Origin of the sequence: Streptomyces sp. CAI-85 (genome assembly GCF_013363615.1) — a bacterium.
Classification (GTDB): Bacteria; Actinomycetota; Actinomycetes; order Streptomycetales; family Streptomycetaceae; genus Streptomyces; species Streptomyces antibioticus_B.
This window is the reverse complement of the sequence record NZ_JAANNX010000015.1, coordinates 130867-148248: the sequence shown is the minus strand read 5'-3', so window position 1 is coordinate 148248 and position 17382 is coordinate 130867. Positions and strand designations below refer to the sequence as shown.

Genomic DNA, 17382 nt, shown 5'->3' with positions numbered 1-17382 from the left:
AGGGAGGTGCTCGCCCGGTGTCACGCCGAGTGAGTCTGCCGGGGGCCGACGAACTCTTCCGTACGACAGGGGGAACGGCGCTTCAGCCGTCCGCACCCCGGCGCCAGGCCAACGGCGAGGCCCGGGTGCCGGCGCCGGCGGGCGAGAGCGACGGGACGGCCGCGGGCTCGGGCCAGGGCTCGGCCTCGGGTGAGGACGCGCCGCAGGCCGTGCCCGCGCAGGCCGGGGACGGCGAGGGCGCGGAGCATGTGGCGGCCGACGCGGAGCAGAGCGACGCGGAGTCCCGCAGCCGGGGCGCGGACCGCTCCGCGCGCCGGCAGGGGGTACCGCCGCAGGAAGGTTCTGCCTCCGCCGCCGCCTCCGCCGAGGGGCAGTCGCGCAAGCGGGGCCGGGCCGCGGCCCGCCGGCCCAGTGGCCGTGAGCGGCACGACGAGAAGATCACCGTGTACGTCTCCGCCGAGGAACTGATGGACCTGGAGCACGCCCGGCTGGTGCTCCGCGGTGAGCACGGCCTGGCCGTGGACCGGGGCCGGATCGTCCGGGAGGCGGTCGCCGTGGTCCTCGCCGACCTGGAGACCCGCGGGGACGCCAGCATCCTCGTACGACGGCTGCGCGGGCGGTAGCGGTAGCCTGCGAGGGCCATGACCTCGAACGACACCCCCACCCCCGGCCCCCGCCGCCGCACCTTGGGCCGGGGCCCGAGCACGGCACCTCCGGAAACTGGCTCAGCCGTTGACCCGACGCCGGAAACGGACCCGGCGCCCGAAGCGGGCCAGGCGGCAGGGGCCGACCCGGCACCCGAGACCGGCCTTGCGGCCGAGACCGAGTCCGGGGTCGAGTCGGCGGGTGGAACCACGCAGGTCCCTGGGCCCGGGCCGGCCCCCGGCGCCGAACCGGCGGCCGAGGGCAAGGTGGCCGCCCCCGAGCCCGAACCGGTCCCTGAGCCCGGCAGGCTCCCCGAAGGGGGGCCGACTGCCGAGGCAGGGGCGGCGCTTGCACCCGAGCCGGCTGTTGACCCCGAGTCGGCCCCTGGCATGGGGCCGGCCGCCGAGACCCAGCCGGTCTTCGAGACTGGGCTGATTCCTAAGGTCGGACGGGGCACCGAGGCCGGGGCGGCACTCGGGGCCGAGCCGGCCGCCAACGCCGATCTGGCTGCCGAGGCCGAGTCGGCCGCTGGCATGGGGCCGGTCGCTGGGGCCCAGCCGGGCTTTGGGACTGGGTTGGTTCCTGAGGTCGGGCGGGGCGCCGAGGCTGGGGCGGCAGCCGGGACCGGGCTGGCGGTCAACGCCGATCTGGCTGGCGAGGCCGCGCCGGCCCCTGGCAGGGGGCTGGCCGCCGAGACCGAGTCGGGCTTTGGGACTGGGCTGACCCCTGAGCGGGGCGCCGAGGCCAGGCCGGCATCCGGGACCGAGTCGGCCGCCAGGGCCGGTCTGGTCGCCGAGGGCAGGGTGGCCCCTGAAGTCGGTCCGACGTCCGTGGCAGGCCCTGTGTCCGAGCCGCGCTCTGGGGCCGAAGTGGCCCCCGGGGCCGATCAGGCTGGACTGGGGGGTGTGTCCGGGACCGTCTCCAGGGGCGAGTCGGGTGCTGGGGCCAGGCCGGGCCCCGAGAGCGAGTCGGCCGCTGACGTCGCGCCGGGCCCCGAGGCGGGGTCGGCCGCTGGCGCCGCGTCGGTCCGCGAGTCCGCACCGCCGCTGGGGGCCACCGGCCTGGCTGCTGAATCCGGGCCGGTCCCCGAAGCCGGGGCGGCCTCGGCGGGCAATGCCGTTGATGTGCCCGATGGGGTGTTCAAGGTTCGGTTGGTGAACTTTGAGGGGCCGTTTGATCTGTTGCTTCAGCTTATTTCCAAGCACAAGTTGGATGTCACCGAGGTCGCGTTGTCCAAGGTGACCGATGAGTTCATGGCGCACATCCGGGCGATGGGGCCGGACTGGGATCTGGATCAGACGACCGAGTTTCTTGTCGTCGCCGCGACGCTGCTCGATCTGAAGGCGGCTCGGCTGCTGCCGGCCGCCGAGGTGGAGGACGAGGCCGATCTCGCGTTGCTGGAGGCGCGTGACCTGTTGTTCGCGCGGCTGCTCCAGTACCGGGCGTACAAGCAGGTCGCCGACATCTTCACGCACCGGCTCGACGTGGAGGCCCGCCGCTACCCCCGTACCGTCGGGCTCGAACCGCATCACGCCGAGCTGCTGCCCGACGTGGTCATCAGCATCGGCCCGGAGGGCTTCGCAAGGCTCGCGGTCAAGGCGATGCAGCCCCGGCCCAAACCGCAGGTGTACGTCGACCACATCCACGCGCCGCTGGTCAGCGTGCAGGAGCAGGCCGTGTTCGTGATCGCGCGGCTGCGGGAGCTGGGCGAGGCCAGCTTCCGGGCGCTGGTGGCGGACACCGACGACACCCTCACCGTCGTCGCCCGGTTCCTGGCGCTGCTGGAGCTGTACCGGGAGAAGGCGGTCGCCCTGGACCAGGAGACCGCGCTCGGGGAGCTGCTGGTGCGCTGGACCGGCGGGGAGAGCGGCGAGACCCCGGTGGTCACCGACGAGTTCGACCGGCCGCCCGAAGAGCCCGAGAAGGAGAAGAAGCCGTGAGCAGCAGTGAGGAGACCGTCGCCGCGCTCGATCTCAAGCCCGCCCTCGAAGCCGTTCTCATGGTCGTGGACGAACCCGCGACCGAGGAGCACCTCGCCAAGATCCTGGAGCGGCCCCGGCGTCAGATCGGGGACGCGCTGCGGGAACTGGCCGACGAGTACACCGCGCAGGGCCGCGGCTTCGAGCTGCGTTTCGTCGCCGGGGGCTGGCGTTTCTACACCCGGGCCGGGTACGCGCGTGCCGTCGAACGGTTCGTGCTGGACGGGCAGCAGGCCCGGCTCACCCAGGCGGCCCTGGAGACGCTGGCCGTCGTCGCCTACCGGCAGCCGGTCAGCCGCAGCAGGGTCTCGGCGGTGCGCGGAGTCAACTGCGACGGGGTCATGCGCACCCTGCTCCAGCGCGGACTGGTCGAGGAGGCGGGCACGGAACCCGAATCAGGTGCGATCCTGTACAGGACGACGAACTACTTCCTGGAGCGGATGGGCCTGCGCGGTCTGGACGAGCTCCCGGAGCTCGCGCCCTTCCTCCCGGAGGCGGAGGCGATCGAGGCCGAGACCCAGGAAGCCGTACCGTCGTTCGATCCGGACGCCCCGGACGAGGACGACGGTCCCGGGGCGACCATGCCCAACACGACGACGACGGAACTTTGATGCGAAGCAGTGGCAGCGGTAGCGGAAGCGGCAAGAGCGGCGGGCGCGGTAATTACCGCGGGGCCGGGAACGGCAGGGACCAGAAGCAGGGCCAGGGCCAGGGTCAGGGCCGTCCCCGCAAGCCCCGCCCGGAGGAGCGCCGCTACGACGTGGGCCCCGGCGCGTCCCCGGACGGCCCCAAGTCCGGCCGCGGCGGCTCCGCGCGCGGTGGCGCCAAGGGCGGCCCCAAGCAGTCCCAGGGCGGCGGGCGCGGCCGTACGGCCCCCGCGCGCTCCCGTGAGTTCGACACCCGGGCCGAGGAGCGCAACCGCGAGCGGTACGCCGGCAAGAAGGACGTGAAGCTGCCCAAGACCTTCCCCGGCGCCGAGCAGGAGGGCGAGCGGCTCCAGAAGGTCCTCGCGCGCGCGGGCTACGGCTCCCGGCGCGCCTGCGAGGAGCTGATCGAGCAGGCCAGGGTCGAGGTCAACGGCGAGATCGTCCTGGAGCAGGGCAAGCGGGTCGACCCCGAACGCGACGAGGTCAAGGTCGACGGTCTGACCGTCGCCACGCAGTCGTACCAGTTCTTCTCGCTGAACAAGCCCGCCGGTGTCGTCTCGACGATGGAGGACCCCGAGGGCCGGCAGTGCCTGGGGGACTACGTCACCAACCGTGAGACCCGGCTCTTCCACGTCGGCCGGCTGGACACCGAGACCGAGGGCGTCATCCTGCTCACCAACCACGGCGAGCTGGCCCACCGCCTCACGCACCCCAAGTACGGCGTGAAGAAGACCTACCTCGCGCACATCGTCGGCCCGATCCCGCGCGACCTGGGCAAGCAGCTCAAGGACGGCATCCAGCTCGAGGACGGCTACGCGCGCGCGGACCACTTCCGGGTCGTCGAGCAGACCGGCAAGAACTACCTCGTCGAGGTCACCCTCCACGAGGGCCGCAAGCACATCGTGCGCCGGATGCTGGCCGAGGCCGGTTTCCCGGTCGACAAGCTGGTGCGGGTCGCCTTCGGCCCGATCACCCTGGGCGACCAGAAGTCGGGCTGGCTGCGGCGGCTGTCCAACACCGAGGTCGGCATGCTGATGAAGGAGGTCGACCTCTAGGAGCGCCAAGAGCGCCAAGAGCGCCAAGAGCGCCAGGAGTGCCAGGAGCGCCTCCAGCGGGGTCGGGACGGCCGGTACCGGGTTTTCCGGTACCGGCCGTCCCCGTTCCCGGCCCAGGGGCTCATAGCGGCGCACAGGGGCTTGTGGGGACTCGGCCCGCGCTTTATAGTCGTGGCGACTCTTAATTGCGCCGACAGTGGCGCCCGAAGGAGGCGATTCTCCGATGGAGGGCTACGACAAGTACGCCCACGAGCCCTTCGCCGTCACCGTCGACCTCGCCGTGCTCACCCTGCGCGCGGGCGTGCTGCACGTGCTGCTCGTCGAGCGGGGGCAGGAGCCGTACGCCGGACAGTGGGCGCTGCCCGGGGGCTTCGTGCTGCCCGACGAGTCCGCCGAGAGCGCCGCCCGGCGGGAACTCGCCGAGGAGACCGGCCTCGCCGACGTCTCCGGGCTGCACCTGGAGCAACTGCGCACCTACAGCGAGCCCGGCCGCGACCCCCGGATGCGGGTCGTCTCCGTCGCCTTCGCCGCGCTGCTGCCGCACGGCCCCGAACCGGTCGGCGGCGGCGACGCGGCCCAGGCCCGCTGGCTGCCGTACGACAGCGCGGGCCCGCTCGCCTTCGACCACGACCGGATCCTGGCGGACGCCCACGACCGGGTCGGGGCCAAGCTGGAGTACACCTGCCTCGCCACCGCCTTCTGCCCGCCCGAGTTCACCCTCGGCGAGCTCCAGCGGGTCTACGAGACGGTGTGGGGGACGGCGCTCGACCGCCCCAATTTCCGCCGCAAGGTCCTCGCCACCCCGGGCTTCGTCGAGCCCGTCCCCGGGGGCACCGCCCGGCTCACCGGCGGCCGCGGCAAACCCGCCGCCCTCTACCGCGCGGGAACCGCCACCGCGCTCCACCCGCCCCTGCTCCGCCCGCCCCGGGAAGGACACCCCGTATGACCGTCACGACCGCCACCGGCGAGCGCGCCACCGGATCCCTGATCGGACTGGCCCTGGGGGACGCGCTGGGGTTCCCGACCGAGTTCAACGACGTGCCGTCCATCCTCGCCAAGTGCGGGCCCTGGCGGGAGATGGAGCTGCCGGCGCGCGCGTTCGTCTCCGACGACACCCAGATGACGCTCGCGGTCGGGCGGGCCCTGCGCACCGCCATGGACCGGGGGCTGCTCGTGCCCTCGCGCCTCGTACGGCCGCTGCGCGAGGAGTTCGTGGACTGGTACCAGTCACCGGAGAACAACCGCGCCCCCGGCCGCACCTGTCTGACCGCGTGCAACCTGCTCAAGGACGAGCGGCTCGCCTGGCAGGACGCCAGCCAGATCGGCTCCAAGGGCTGCGGCGCCAACATGCGCGTCGCCCCCGTCGGCCTGGCGCCCGGACTCGGCGACGAACAGCGGGCCGGGGCCGCCCAGCTCCAGTCCGCCCTCACCCACGGCCACCCCACCGCGCTCGCCGCCTCCGACCTCACCGCCCACGCCGTACGGCTGCTCGCGCAGGGCACCGAGCCGTCGGCACTGGTCGGGCTGCTGCGCACGTACGCGCTGGACAACCGCCGCGTCTACCACGAGCGCTGGCTCGGCGACCTGTGGACCCGCGGCCAGGACCCGAGCGCGGAGCACTTCATCGCGCGCGGCTGGGACGAGTGCCTCGGGGTGCTGGACCGGCTGGAGGCCGCGCTGCGCGCGCCCGAGCCGGAGAACGACCCCTGTCTCGCCACCGGGGAGGGCTGGATCGCGGAGGAGGCCATGGCCACCGGTCTGCTGTGCTTCCTGCTCTTCCCCGACGAGCCGGTCACCGCGCTGCGCCGGGCCGCCTGCTCCTCGGGCGACTCCGACTCCCTCGCCTGTCTGGCCGGCGCCTTCGCGGGCGCGTACGCCGGTGCCGGGGCGTGGCCGACCGCGTGGGCCGACCGGATCGAGTACCACGGGGAACTGGTGACGCTCGGGGCGCTCTGGGACCAGTGAACGGGCGCCCGGGTGTCAGGCCAGGGTGATCGAGCCGCCCTCGACGGTGATCTCCCTGGCCGGCAGCGGACTCGGCGCGGGACCGGCCACCACCGAGCCGTCGGCGATCTTGAACTCGCTCTTGTGGCAAGGGCAGTTGATCGTGCCGTCGGCGACCGTGGCGACCGTGCAGCCCGCGTGGGTGCAGACCGCGGAGAACGCCTTGAAGTCGTCCTTGGCGGGCTGGGTGACGACGATCTTCTCGGCCGTGAAGATCTTGCCGCCGCCGACCGGGATCTCCGACGTCCGCGCCAGCACCTGGCCGGCGGAGGCGCTCGCGGCGCCCGAGTCATGGTCCTGGCCGGAGCCGCCGGAGTCGCCGTCGCCGCAGCCCGCGACGAGCGCCGCGGTCGCGCCGCCCGTCGCGAGGAGAACCGTGCGCCGGGTCGCGTGGAGGGTCATGTCGTCACTCCGGGGGTCGAAGGTGGTGCCACAGCAGGAGAATCTTCCCAAAGCGTACAGACGGCATGTCTCAGCGGGCGGTCTGTGGGCACGCCTCCTGGCGCGGGCTGACTAGGCTGGATGCGCCAGCAGTCGTACATCAGCACAAGGAGCAGCGCCGTGGCGGTACGAGCGGTCCGGGGAGCCGTCCAACTCGAACGCGACGAGGCCGGGCACATGGACGAGCAGGTCGGGGCGCTGCTCACCGCGGTCCTGGAGCGGAACTCCCTCGGTGTGGACGACCTGATCAGCATCTGGTTCACGGCCACGCCCGATCTGCACAGCGACTTCCCGGCGGCGGCCGCCCGCAAGCTGGGCATCGTCGACGTCCCGCTGATCTGCGCGCAGGAACTCGACATCGCCGGTGCCATGCCGCGGGTGGTGCGGATCCTCGCGCACGTCGAGTCCGAGCGGACCCGCGCCGAGATCAGCCATGTCTACCTCGGCGCCGCGGCCGCCCTGCGCAAGGACATCGCCCAGTGAGGACCGCGCTCGTCATCGGAACCGGGCTCATCGGCACGTCCGCCGCCCTGGCGCTGGCCCAGCGGGGCGTCGTCGTCCATCTGGAGGACCACGACCCCGAGCAGGCCCGTACGGCCGCGGCGCTGGGCGCCGGCACGGACGAGGCGCCGGCCGGGCCGGTCGACCTCGCGGTGATCGCCGCGCCGCCGGCCCATGTGGCGGCCGTCCTCGCGGACGCGATGCGCCGGGGGGTGGCCCGCGGCTACCTCGACGTGGCCAGCGTCAAGGGCGGGCCGCGCCGGGAGCTGGAGGCGCTCGGCCTGGACCTGTCGGCGTACCTCGGCACCCACCCGATGTCCGGCCGGGAGAAGTCCGGGCCGCTGGCCGCGACCGGTGACCTCTTCGAGGGCCGCCCCTGGGTGCTCACCCCGACCCGGGACACCGACACCGAGGTGCTCAACCTCGCGCTGGAGCTGGTCTCGCACTGCCGGGCCGTGCCGGTCGTCATGGACGCCGACGCCCACGACCGCGCCGTCGCCCTGGTCTCCCACATGCCCCACCTGGTGTCCAGCCTGGTCGCGGCCCGTCTGGAGAACGCCGAGGAGGCCGCCGTACGGCTGTGCGGGCAGGGCATCCGGGACGTCACCCGGATCGCCGCGTCCGACCCCCGGATGTGGATCGACATCCTCTCCGCGAACCCCGGGCCGGTCGCCGACCTGCTCACCGACGTCGCCGCCGACCTGGACGAGACGGTGCGGGCGCTGCGGGCGCTCCAGTCCGCCGACGACGTCAAACGGCGCGAGGGCACGAGCGGCATCGAGGACGTGCTGCGGCGCGGCAACGCCGGCCAGGTCCGCGTCCCGGGCAAGCACGGCGCCGCACCGCGCGTGTACGAGGTCGTCGCGGTCCTCATCGACGACCAGCCGGGCCAGCTCGCCCGCATCTTCGCCGACGCCGGCCGCGCGGGCGTCAACATCGAGGACGTCCGCATCGAGCACGCGACGGGCCAGCAGGCGGGCCTGGTCCAACTCATGGTCGAACCGAAGTCGGCCCCGGTCCTGTCGGCGTCCCTGCGGGAGCGGGGCTGGGCGATCCGCCAGTAGGGCGGGCCGGCGGTGGTCCGCCAGGCGGTGGTTCAGCGGGCCAGTGGCCCGGACCGCCGGGGGGGGGGGAGGGGACCGGCTGTCGGTGGCTCGGCCGGGCAGTGGATCGGCCTTGCGGTGGAGTGGCCTACCGGGGGCTGGCGGTGGTCCGGCCCGGCTGTGGACCGGACCGGCGGTGGATCAGCGGGCCAGTGGCCCGGGCCGGTGGTGGTTCGGTCCGGTAGGGGACCGGTCGGCGGTGGCTCGGCCGGGCAATGGGCTGGCCTCGCAGCCGACCGGCCCGCCGGGGGAACGGGCGGCGGTGGTCCGGTCTGCCGGGAAGACCGGCTGGCGGCGGCTCGGCCGGCCAAATGGGCTGGCTTGCCGGTGGATCGGCTGGCGGTGGTCGGGCCCGGCTGTGGACCGGCCCGGCGGTGGACCGGCGGGCCAGTGGCCCGGGCCGGTGGTGGTTCGGTCCGGCAGGGGACCGGTCGGCGGTGGCTCGGCCGGGCAATGGGCTGGCCTCGCAGCCGACCGGCCCGCCGGGGGAACGGGCGGCGGTGGTCCGGTCTGCCGGGAAGACCGGCTGGCGGCGGCTCGGCCGGCCAAATGGGCTGGCTTGCCGGTGGATCGGCTGGCGGTGGTCGGGCCCGGCTGTGGACCGGCCCGGCGGTGGACCGGCGGGCCAGTGGCCCGGGCCGGTGGTGGTTCGGTCCGGCAGGGGACCGGTCGGCGGTGGCTCGGCCGGGCAATGGGCTGGCCTCGCAGCCGACCGGCCCGCCGGGGGAACGGGCGGCGGTGGTCCGGTCTGCCAGGAAGACCGGCTGGCGGCGGCTCGGCCGGCCAATGGGCTGGCTTGCCGGTGGATCGGCTGGCGGTGGTCCGGCCCGGCTGTGGACCGGCCCGGCGGTGGATCAGCGGGCCAGTGGCCCGGGCCGGTGGGGGTTCGGTCCGGGAGGGGACCGGTCGGCGGTGGTCCGGGTGGGCAATGGTCCGGACCGTCAGTGGAGCGGCTCCTGGTGGGCCGGTGCGGCCGTGGAGCGGCCGGCGGTGGCGGTGCGGACCGTGGGTCCGGGCCATGGGGTCGGACCACGGCCGGGAGGGGGACCGGTGGCCGGTAACCTTGTGTGGGGCACGTTTGGGCCCCGTACTCCCACCACCCCGCACCAGGAAGGTGTCCCTCCGTGGAAAACGGCGCCGCCCAGCCCGTGATTGTCGCCATCGACGGGCCCTCGGGCACGGGCAAGTCGAGCACGTCCAAGGCCGTGGCCGCCCAGCTCGGGCTGAGCTACCTGGACACCGGCGCCCAGTACCGCGCGATCACCTGGTGGATGGTGACCAACGGCATCGACATCGAGGACCCCACCGCGATCGCCGCCGTCGCCGGCAAGCCGGAGATCGTCTCCGGCACCGACCCGGCCGGGCCCACGATCACCGTCGACGGCGTCGACGTGGCCGGCCCGATCCGCACCCAGGAGGTCACCTCGCAGGTCAGCGCGGTCAGCGCGGTCCCCGAGGTGCGCACCCGGATCACCGAGCTCCAGCGCTCGCTGGCCACCGCCGCCGAGCGCGGCATAGTCGTCGAGGGCCGCGACATCGGCACCACCGTGCTGCCCGACGCCGATCTGAAGATCTTCCTCACCGCCTCCCCGGAGGCCCGCGCCGCCCGCCGCAGCGGTGAGCTGAAGGGCGCGGACGTGCAGTCCACCCGCGAGGCCCTGATCAAGCGGGACGCGGCCGACTCCTCCCGCAAGACCTCCCCGCTCGCCAAGGCGGACGACGCCGTCGAGGTGGACACCACCGAGCTGACGCTGGCCCAGGTCATCGAGTGCGTCGTCACCCTCGTCGAGGAGAAGCGGGCCGCGAAGTGAGCGAGCTGCCGCCCTCCGTCAAGGGCGCCGACGTCGGCAGACGCATCGGCGTCGGCCTGATGTACGGGCTGTGGAGGCCGCGGGTGCTGGGCTCCTGGCGGGTGCCCGCCACCGGCCCGGTGATCTTCGCCGTCAACCACTCCCACAACATCGACGGCCCGATGGTCATGGGCGTGGCGCCCCGGCCGACGCACTTCCTGATCAAGAAGGAGGCGTTCGTCGGCCCGCTCGACCCGTTCCTGACCGGCATCGGCCAGCTCAAGGTCGACCGGCACAGCGCCGACCGCACCGCGATCACCCGCGCGCTCGGCGTGCTGGAGAACGGCGGGGTGCTCGGCATCTTCCCGGAGGGCACCCGGGGCGAGGGCGACTTCGCCGCCCTGCGCGCGGGCCTCGCCTACTTCGCGGTGCGCAGCGGCGCCCCGATCGTCCCGGTCGCCGTCCTGGGAAGTTCCGAGCGGCGCGGACGGTTGATCAAGGCGCTGCCCCCGCTGCGCTCCCGCGTCGACGTCGTCTTCGGCGACCCCTTCGACGCGGGCGACGGCAGCGGCCGGCGGACCCGCAAGGCGCTGGACGAGGCGACCGAGCGCATCCAGAAGCAGCTCGCCGCCCATCTGGAAAACGCCAGGCGCCTGACCGGCCGCTGAGCGACACTGAATCAGTAGTGGACCAACCCGGGGAAAACGGGCGTCCACCGATCACCACGATGAACGAGGTACGGACTTCATGAACGACGACCACCACTCCGAGGGCGCTGCCGAGCACGACCACGGGGCGCTTGGCGACGCCGAGTACGCGGAGTTCATGGAGCTCGCCGCGGAAGAGGGCTTCGACGTCGAGGACGTCGAGGGCGCCATCGAGGAGGCCGGTCACGGTCCGCTCCCGGTGCTCGCGGTCGTCGGCCGGCCCAACGTCGGTAAGTCGACCCTGGTCAACCGGATCATCGGCCGCCGTGAGGCGGTCGTCGAGGACAAGCCGGGCGTCACCCGCGACCGGGTCACCTACGAGGCCGAGTGGGCGGGCCGCCGCTTCAAGGTCGTCGACACCGGCGGCTGGGAGCAGGACGTCCTCGGTATCGACGCGTCCGTGGCCGCCCAGGCCGAGTTCGCGATCGAGGCCGCCGACGCGGTCGTCTTCGTCGTGGACGCCAAGGTCGGCGCCACCGACACCGACGAGGCGGTCGTACGGCTGCTGCGCAAGGCCGGCAAGCCCGTCGTACTGGCCGCCAACAAGGTCGACGGCCCGAGCGGCGAGGCCGACGCGGCCTATCTGTGGTCCCTTGGCCTCGGCGAGCCGCACCCGGTCTCCGCGCTGCACGGCCGCGGCACCGGCGACATGCTGGACGCCGTCCTGGACGTGCTGCCGGACGCCCCCGCGCAGACCTTCGGCACCGCGGTCGGCGGCCCGCGCCGGATCGCCCTCATCGGCCGCCCGAACGTCGGCAAGTCCTCGCTGCTCAACAAGGTGGCGGGCGAGGAGCGCGTCGTCGTCAACGAGATCGCCGGCACCACCCGCGACCCGGTCGACGAGATGATCGAACTCGGCGGCGTCACCTGGAAGTTCGTCGACACCGCCGGTATCCGCAAGCGGGTCCACCTCCAGCAGGGCGCCGACTACTACGCCTCGCTGCGCACCGCGGCCGCCGTCGAGAAGGCCGAGGTGGCGGTCATCCTGATCGACGCCACCGAGCCCATCTCCGTGCAGGACCAGCGGATCGTCACCATGGCCGTCGAGGCGGGCCGTGCCATGGTCATCGCCTACAACAAGTGGGACAACCTCGACGAGGAGCGCCGCTACTACCTGGAGCGGGAGATCGAGACCGAGTTCGGCCAGGTCGCCTGGGCGCCCCGGGTGAACGTCTCGGCGCGCACCGGTCGCCACATGGAGAAGCTGGTCCCGGCGATCGAGACCGCCCTGGCCGGCTGGGAGACCCGGGTGCCGACGGGCCGGCTCAACGCCTTCCTCGGTGAGCTGGTCGCCGCCCACCCGCACCCGATCCGGGGCGGCAAGCAGCCGCGCATCCTCTTCGGCACCCAGGCGGGCACCAAGCCGCCGCGGTTCGTGCTCTTCGCCTCCGGCTTCATCGAGGCGGGCTACCGGCGCTTCATCGAGCGCCGGCTGCGCGAGGAGTTCGGCTTCGAGGGCACCCCGATCCACATCTCGGTGCGGGTGCGCGAGAAGCGCGGCAAGAAGAAGTAGCCGCGCGGGCGGACGACATGACGAAGGGCGGTTCCCCGGCAGGGGAGCCGCCCTTCGCCGTGACCGGGGCCGCCGTGGGCTCACAGGCCCCGGCGGGTGCCCGGCGGCAGCGCCGCGGGGACCGGGACGGGCACCATGGCCGTCGGGGTGTGCGCGGGCGCGTGGGACGGGCTTTGCGTCTGTCCCTGGGCGTGCGCGGGGGAGTGCTGCTGGCCGATCTGGCCGAGCTGTCCTACGCGCTGCCACTGCGACTGCTGCCGTGCGCTCTGCGCGCCCGCGCTGTAGGCGCTGTAGGAGTGGCTGAACGACCCCGGCCGGTGGTCGCCGTACGAGCCCGTGCTCTGCGGGATGCTGCCGAACGCGGTGAACCCCAGATCGTCCTCCCCGCTGCGGTCGCCCGGCAGCGAACGGAAGGTCTTGACGTACTCGGCGTAGAGCGCGTCGTAGATCGGCGTGGCCGATGGGCCGCCCTGGGGGTCCTGGGCCGGTCGCGCGGAGGGGACCGACGGGAGGGCCGGGCGGCGGGGAACGTCGTAGGTGTGCACACAGGTCCAAACGACCGCGCCCGGCAAAGGGATGCGGCCGGGCGGCGGGGCGGGCGTCGCGAAGGGGGCGCGGGGAACCGCGCGGCCGGCCGGGGCGGCCGCGCCCGGCGTACGATCCGCGGTTCCCCGCCCCGGGCGCGGACTCAGGTACCGGCGAGCGGCATCGCCGCGCCGACCAGCTTGCCGTTGGCGGCGGCCTTGTCGAGCGCGTCCCGCAGCAGGTCCTCCCGGGGCTGGCGGCCGATCGAGCCGACCGGCGCCGCGAACATCAGGACCTGCTGGTGCTTGTTGGCGGCCGCCCGCCACCCCTCCGTCACCTGGAGCGGCTGGTGGGCCTGCCACCAGGCCACCGGCTGACCGCCGTTCGCCGAGGGCTGGAGCACGGCGTGGAGCTGGCCCATCGCGAGCAGCACGGACCAGCCGTGCTGCACCGGCGGCACCTCGGACAGCTCGCTGAGCGGCATGAAGCCCTGCTCGATGAGGAGCGGCAGGAAGTCGTCGCCGATCCCGACCGAGCCGGGGCGCACGATCGGCGAGGTCGGCTCGACCACCAGCGCCGGGTGCAACTCCCCGGCGATCAGGATCAGTCCGCTGGTCACGCCGAGCACGGCCTGTTCCGGGGCGACCTGGTTCGGGGCCATGTCGGCGCTGTCGCCGCTGATGGAGCGGACCGCGCCCTGGAGCTGCTCCTCCGTCACCTGGACGACCTGCGAGGGCAGACAGGTGGCGTGGGCGAAGGCGAGGACGGCGGTCTCGTCGCCGATGAACAGGACGGTGCTGGTGCGCTCGTGCTCGGAGTCGCCCGGGGTGCGGCAGGAGGTGCAGTCGTAACTGCCCGGGGCGTTGTCTCCGGCGAGCAGCCGGTTGGCTTCTTCGTCGCCGATCTCGGCGCGTACCTCGTCGCTGACGTCGAGCATGCGCGGCACGGGTGACTCCCTCGGAAGGCGGGGCGGTGGCGGGGCCGGGAGGGTCCCCGGCTCATGCAGACACAACGGGGGAGCTGTGGTGGGAGTCACGCTGCACACCCCAGGAAATCGAACCGCCGAACGCTGTCGGTCACGATCGGTGCGGAATCGGACACTCTTTGTCAAGTAACGGGGAGGTCACGGGAGTTGGTCCCGTGAGCTGACTCACAGGGCGAGCGCGGAACGGTCCGACAAGTCGGGAAATCCATGGATGAAGTGGGCGAGGGAAATTGCTCGTTACCTGCGGTAACGCTCAACTGACCTGCGACAACGGGGAGTTGGTTGATAACGGCTCGTCAGGCTCCCTAGATTGCTCCGCCGTGTGCAGCGAGCACCGCCCGGGAACGTCCGCCGGCCGCGCAGAGCCAGACAGCGCGCAGCACCATCGCCGGCGGACGGGGACGGAGCGCCACACCCGCGCCGAGCCGCGGGAAGCGCCCCGCCCTGGGGGAGACCCGGGTCCGTAGAGAGGGAACCACATGTCCGAATGTGCCGATACCACCCGCGAAAGCACCCGCGAGACCACGCGCGCCACCGGCAGCACGGCGCGTACGACGGCGGTCCTGGCCGGGGCGGCGCTGCTCGCCCCCCTCGGACTGCTGGCCGCCACCGGCAACGCCGCGGCGGCCGACAGCGGGGTGTGGGACCGCATCGCCCAGTGCGAGAGCGGCGGCAACTGGCACATCAACACCGGCAACGGGTACTACGGCGGACTCCAGTTCTCCGCCTCTACCTGGAGGGCGTACGGCGGCACCGCGTACGCGCCGACCGCCGACAAGGCCGGCAAGGCGGAGCAGATCGCCGTCGCCACGAAGGTCCAGAAGTCCCAGGGGTGGGGCGCGTGGCCCACCTGCTCGGCACGCGCCGGAGCGACCGGCGGCGCACCGGCGTCCGGAGCCTCGACCGCGTCCAAGGCGCAGAAGTCGCAGAAGGCGCAGTCGTCCAAGCCGGCCCGGCGGTCCACGCCGTCGAAGGCGCCCGAGCGGACGACGTCCAACACCTCCCGGGGTGCCTCGCGCGGTGACTACACCGTCCGCGCCGGCGACACCCTCAGCATCATCGCGGCCCGGCACGGGACCACCTGGCAGCGCCTGTACGCCGCCAACAAGGCCGTCATCGGCGGCGACCCCGACCTGATCATGCCCGGCCAGCGCCTCGCGCTCTGAGCCCTCGCCTCTCGGGGCGCCGTAACGCCCCGCTCCGGTGTGCCCGCCGGGCGGGGCGTTCAGGTCGGCGGGTCCGCCTGGTGCTTCTCCGGCTCGGGCTGCGGGATCTGCGCCGCGAACTCCGGATAGCGCAGGTCGAACGCGGGGGACTCCGAGCGGATCCTGGGCAGTGCGGTGAAGTTGTGCCGCGGCGGCGGGCAGGAGGTCGCCCACTCCAGCGAACGGCCGTAGCCCCAGGGGTCGTCCACCTCGACCTTGCGGCCGTAGCGGGCGGTCTTCCAGACGTTGTAGAGGAACGGCAGGGTGGAGATGCCGAGCAGGAACGCGCCGATCGTGGAGACCGTGTTGAGCGCGGTGAAGCCGTCGGCGGCGAGATAGTCGGCGTACCGGCGCGGCATGCCCTCGGCGCCCAGCCAGTGCTGCACCAGGAACGTGAGATGGAAGCCGACGAACAGCGTCCAGAAGTGGACCTTGCCGAGCCGTTCGTCCAGCAGCTTCCCGGTGAACTTGGGCCACCAGAAGTGGAAACCGCCGAAGACCGCGAAGACGACCGTGCCGAAGACGACGTAGTGGAAGTGGGCCACCACGAAGTACGAGTCGGAGACGTGGAAGTCCATCGGCGGCGACGCCAGGATCACCCCGGTCAGACCGCCGAACAGGAACGTCACCAGGAAGCCCGTCGCCCACAGCATCGGCGTCTCGAAGGAGATCGAGCCCTTGATCATGGTGCCGGTCCAGTTGAAGAACTTCACGCCCGTGGGCACCGCGATCAGAAAGCTCATCAGCGAGAAGTACGGCAGCAGCACCGCGCCCGTGACGAACATGTGGTGCGCCCACACCACGATCGACAGGCCGGTGATCGCCATCGTCGCGCCGACCAGGGTGAGATAGCCGAAGATCGGCTTGCGGCTGAAGACCGGGATGATCTCGGTGATGATCCCGAAGAACGGCAGCGCGATGATGTAGACCTCGGGATGCCCGAAGAACCAGAACAGGTGCTGCCACAGCAGCGCCCCGCCGCTCGCCGCGTCGAACACCTGGGCGCCGAACCGCCGGTCCGCCTCCAGCACCAGCAGCGCGGCCGCCAGCACCGGGAACGCCATCAGGATCAGGATCGACGTGAAGAGCGTGTTCCAGACGAAGATCGGCATCCGGAACATGGTCATCCCGGGGGCGCGCATCCCGATGATCGTGGTGATGAAGTTGACCGCGCCCAGGATGGTGCCGAAGCCGGCCAGCGCCAGCCCCATGATCCACAGGTCGGGGCCGACCCCGGGTGAGTACTGCGCGCTGTTGAGCGGCGCGTAGGCGAACCAGCCGAACGACGCCGCGCCGCCCGGCGTCAGCAGCGAGCCGAGCACGATGAGCCCGCCGAAGAGGAACAGCCAGTACGAGAGCATGTTCAGCCGGGGGAAGGCGACGTCCGGGGCGCCGATCTGGAGCGGCATCAGCTCGTTGGCGAAGCCCGCGAAGGACGGCGTCGCGAACAGCAGCAGCATGATCGTGCCGTGCATCGTGAAGAGCTGGTTGAACTGCTCGTTGGTCAGGATCTGGAGGCCGGGCCTGGCCAGCTCGGCCCGCATCAGCAGGGCCATCACGCCGCCGATCAGGAAGAACCCGAACGACGTGATCAGGTACAGATGACCGATCTTCTTGTGGTCGGTGGTGGTCAGCCAGTCGACGACCACCCGGCCCCGGTGCCGACGTCCGGCCGGTGCGGGTGGGGCGGTCGCCGCCGCGGTGTCCGTCCGCATCGCCTCGCTCATTTCCTATGGGCCGTCAGCTCGCGCGGACCCCTGCGGAATCCGGGAACAGGTGCCGGGGAGGGTTCTCCGGCACTTTCCGCCGGGTTTATCGAGGGCGCCCGGCGACACGCGGGAATTACGTTCGAATACGCGCGGAAGGACTACGGGAGCGGCTCGGAACCGATTGTCCGTGTGACGCTCGACGGGGTGTCCGAAGATGTCGTCCCGGCCGAAACGTGTGTCGTGATCCTGTGACAGAAGTGTGACCGGAGTGATCCACATCGCCGTTCCGGGTTCCCCGGCCGGGGTCCGCCGCCTAGCGTGGCGGTATGGCACCGATTCCCACTCCGCCAGCGGAGCCGAAGGACAGTCCGGACGGATATGTCGGCCTGGAGGCCGACCGGGCCGAGCGGCTCGCCCGGGAGCGTGGCTGGTCCACGGTCCGCTCGCTCGCGCCGGGGACGATCGTCACCATGGAGTACCGCTTCGGGCGGCTGAACCTGGAGGTCCAGGACGGGCGCGTGGCCCGCGCCTGGAAGGGCTAGGACGCCTCAGCACACCTGAGCGCACCTCAGG

Annotated in this window: 17 protein-coding genes; 13 read left to right on the top strand and 4 right to left on the bottom strand. The window is 72.7% G+C overall.

What is annotated here, in order from left to right:
* Nucleotides 1-17 precede the first annotated feature (17 nt).
* The 6 genes from G6W55_RS19425 to G6W55_RS19400 all read left to right on the top strand — a co-directional run bounded on the left by G6W55_RS19425 (nt 18) and on the right by G6W55_RS19400 (nt 6291).
* Nucleotides 18-623 carry a hypothetical protein gene (locus G6W55_RS19425; protein ID WP_175522115.1) on the top strand — a complete coding sequence of 202 codons (606 nt, stop codon included), beginning with the start codon at nt 18-20 and terminating at the stop codon, nt 621-623.
* Between the two features lie 927 nt (nt 624-1550).
* Nucleotides 1551-2585, top strand: a complete 1035-nt coding sequence (locus tag G6W55_RS38760) for a segregation/condensation protein A (RefSeq protein ID WP_309243759.1) — start codon at nt 1551-1553, stop codon at nt 2583-2585.
* Nucleotides 2582-3235, top strand: coding sequence for an SMC-Scp complex subunit ScpB (gene scpB / locus G6W55_RS19415; protein ID WP_030796416.1), 654 nt, complete (start codon nt 2582-2584; stop codon nt 3233-3235). Before G6W55_RS38760 ends, scpB begins: the two co-directional genes overlap by 4 nt.
* The gene (locus G6W55_RS19410) at nt 3235-4326 is read left to right on the top strand and encodes a pseudouridine synthase (RefSeq protein WP_085208169.1); all 1092 of its coding nucleotides are present in this window, start codon (nt 3235-3237) and stop codon (nt 4324-4326) included. Before scpB ends, G6W55_RS19410 begins: the two co-directional genes overlap by 1 nt.
* A 223-nt stretch (nt 4327-4549) precedes the next feature.
* Nucleotides 4550-5272 carry an NUDIX domain-containing protein gene (locus G6W55_RS19405; RefSeq protein ID WP_175522113.1) on the top strand — a complete coding sequence of 241 codons (723 nt, stop codon included), beginning with the start codon at nt 4550-4552 and terminating at the stop codon, nt 5270-5272.
* Nucleotides 5269-6291, top strand: a complete 1023-nt coding sequence (locus G6W55_RS19400) for an ADP-ribosylglycohydrolase family protein (RefSeq protein WP_175522112.1) — start codon at nt 5269-5271, stop codon at nt 6289-6291. The genes G6W55_RS19405 and G6W55_RS19400 overlap by 4 nt, the downstream gene beginning before the upstream one ends.
* Nucleotides 6292-6306: 15 nt before the next feature.
* On the opposite strand, the gene G6W55_RS19395 is transcribed toward G6W55_RS19400, so the two are convergent.
* Nucleotides 6307-6732, bottom strand: a complete 426-nt coding sequence (locus tag G6W55_RS19395) for a Rieske (2Fe-2S) protein (protein WP_175522111.1) — start codon at nt 6730-6732, stop codon at nt 6307-6309.
* 159 nt (nt 6733-6891) lie between these two features.
* Here G6W55_RS19395 and aroH point away from each other — a divergent pair, with 159 nt between their 5' ends.
* From aroH to der, 5 genes are all read left to right on the top strand, one after another.
* Nucleotides 6892-7254: a chorismate mutase gene (aroH, locus tag G6W55_RS19390; protein WP_175522110.1), complete on the top strand. Its 363-nt coding sequence runs from the start codon at nt 6892-6894 to the stop codon at nt 7252-7254.
* Nucleotides 7251-8336, top strand: coding sequence for a prephenate dehydrogenase (locus G6W55_RS19385; RefSeq protein WP_085208173.1), 1086 nt, complete (start codon nt 7251-7253; stop codon nt 8334-8336). Before aroH ends, G6W55_RS19385 begins: the two co-directional genes overlap by 4 nt.
* 1163 nt (nt 8337-9499) lie before the next feature.
* Nucleotides 9500-10186, top strand: a complete 687-nt coding sequence (cmk, locus tag G6W55_RS19380; protein ID WP_030796401.1) for a (d)CMP kinase — start codon at nt 9500-9502, stop codon at nt 10184-10186.
* Nucleotides 10183-10833, top strand: coding sequence for a 1-acyl-sn-glycerol-3-phosphate acyltransferase (locus G6W55_RS19375; protein ID WP_175522109.1), 651 nt, complete (start codon nt 10183-10185; stop codon nt 10831-10833). Before cmk ends, G6W55_RS19375 begins: the two co-directional genes overlap by 4 nt.
* A gap of 79 nt (nt 10834-10912) precedes the next feature.
* Nucleotides 10913-12385, top strand: coding sequence for a ribosome biogenesis GTPase Der (gene der / locus G6W55_RS19370; RefSeq protein WP_175522108.1), 1473 nt, complete (start codon nt 10913-10915; stop codon nt 12383-12385).
* Between the two features lie 80 nt (nt 12386-12465).
* Here the strand turns inward: der and G6W55_RS19365 are convergent, their stop codons facing one another.
* On the bottom strand, nt 12466-12930 hold the full coding sequence (locus G6W55_RS19365) for a hypothetical protein (RefSeq protein ID WP_175522107.1): 465 nt from the start codon (nt 12928-12930) through the stop codon (nt 12466-12468).
* A gap of 143 nt (nt 12931-13073) precedes the next feature.
* Entirely contained in the window at nt 13074-13856 is a 783-nt protein-coding gene (locus tag G6W55_RS19360) for a hypothetical protein (protein ID WP_175522106.1), read from the bottom strand.
* 518 nt (nt 13857-14374) lie between these two features.
* Between G6W55_RS19360 and G6W55_RS19355 the strand changes: the two genes are divergently transcribed.
* On the top strand, nt 14375-15061 hold the full coding sequence (locus tag G6W55_RS19355) for a transglycosylase family protein (protein ID WP_175522105.1): 687 nt from the start codon (nt 14375-14377) through the stop codon (nt 15059-15061).
* A gap of 59 nt (nt 15062-15120) precedes the next feature.
* Here G6W55_RS19355 and ctaD read toward each other — a convergent pair whose 3' ends face one another.
* A complete protein-coding gene (ctaD, locus tag G6W55_RS19350) occupies nt 15121-16815 on the bottom strand; it encodes a cytochrome c oxidase subunit I (protein WP_175522104.1) in 1695 nt (564 codons plus the stop codon).
* 320 nt (nt 16816-17135) lie between these two features.
* On the opposite strand from ctaD, the gene G6W55_RS19345 reads away from it, so the two are divergent.
* A complete protein-coding gene (locus G6W55_RS19345) occupies nt 17136-17351 on the top strand; it encodes an I78 family peptidase inhibitor (protein ID WP_175522103.1) in 216 nt (71 codons plus the stop codon).
* The last annotated feature ends 31 nt before the right edge of the window (nt 17352-17382 follow it).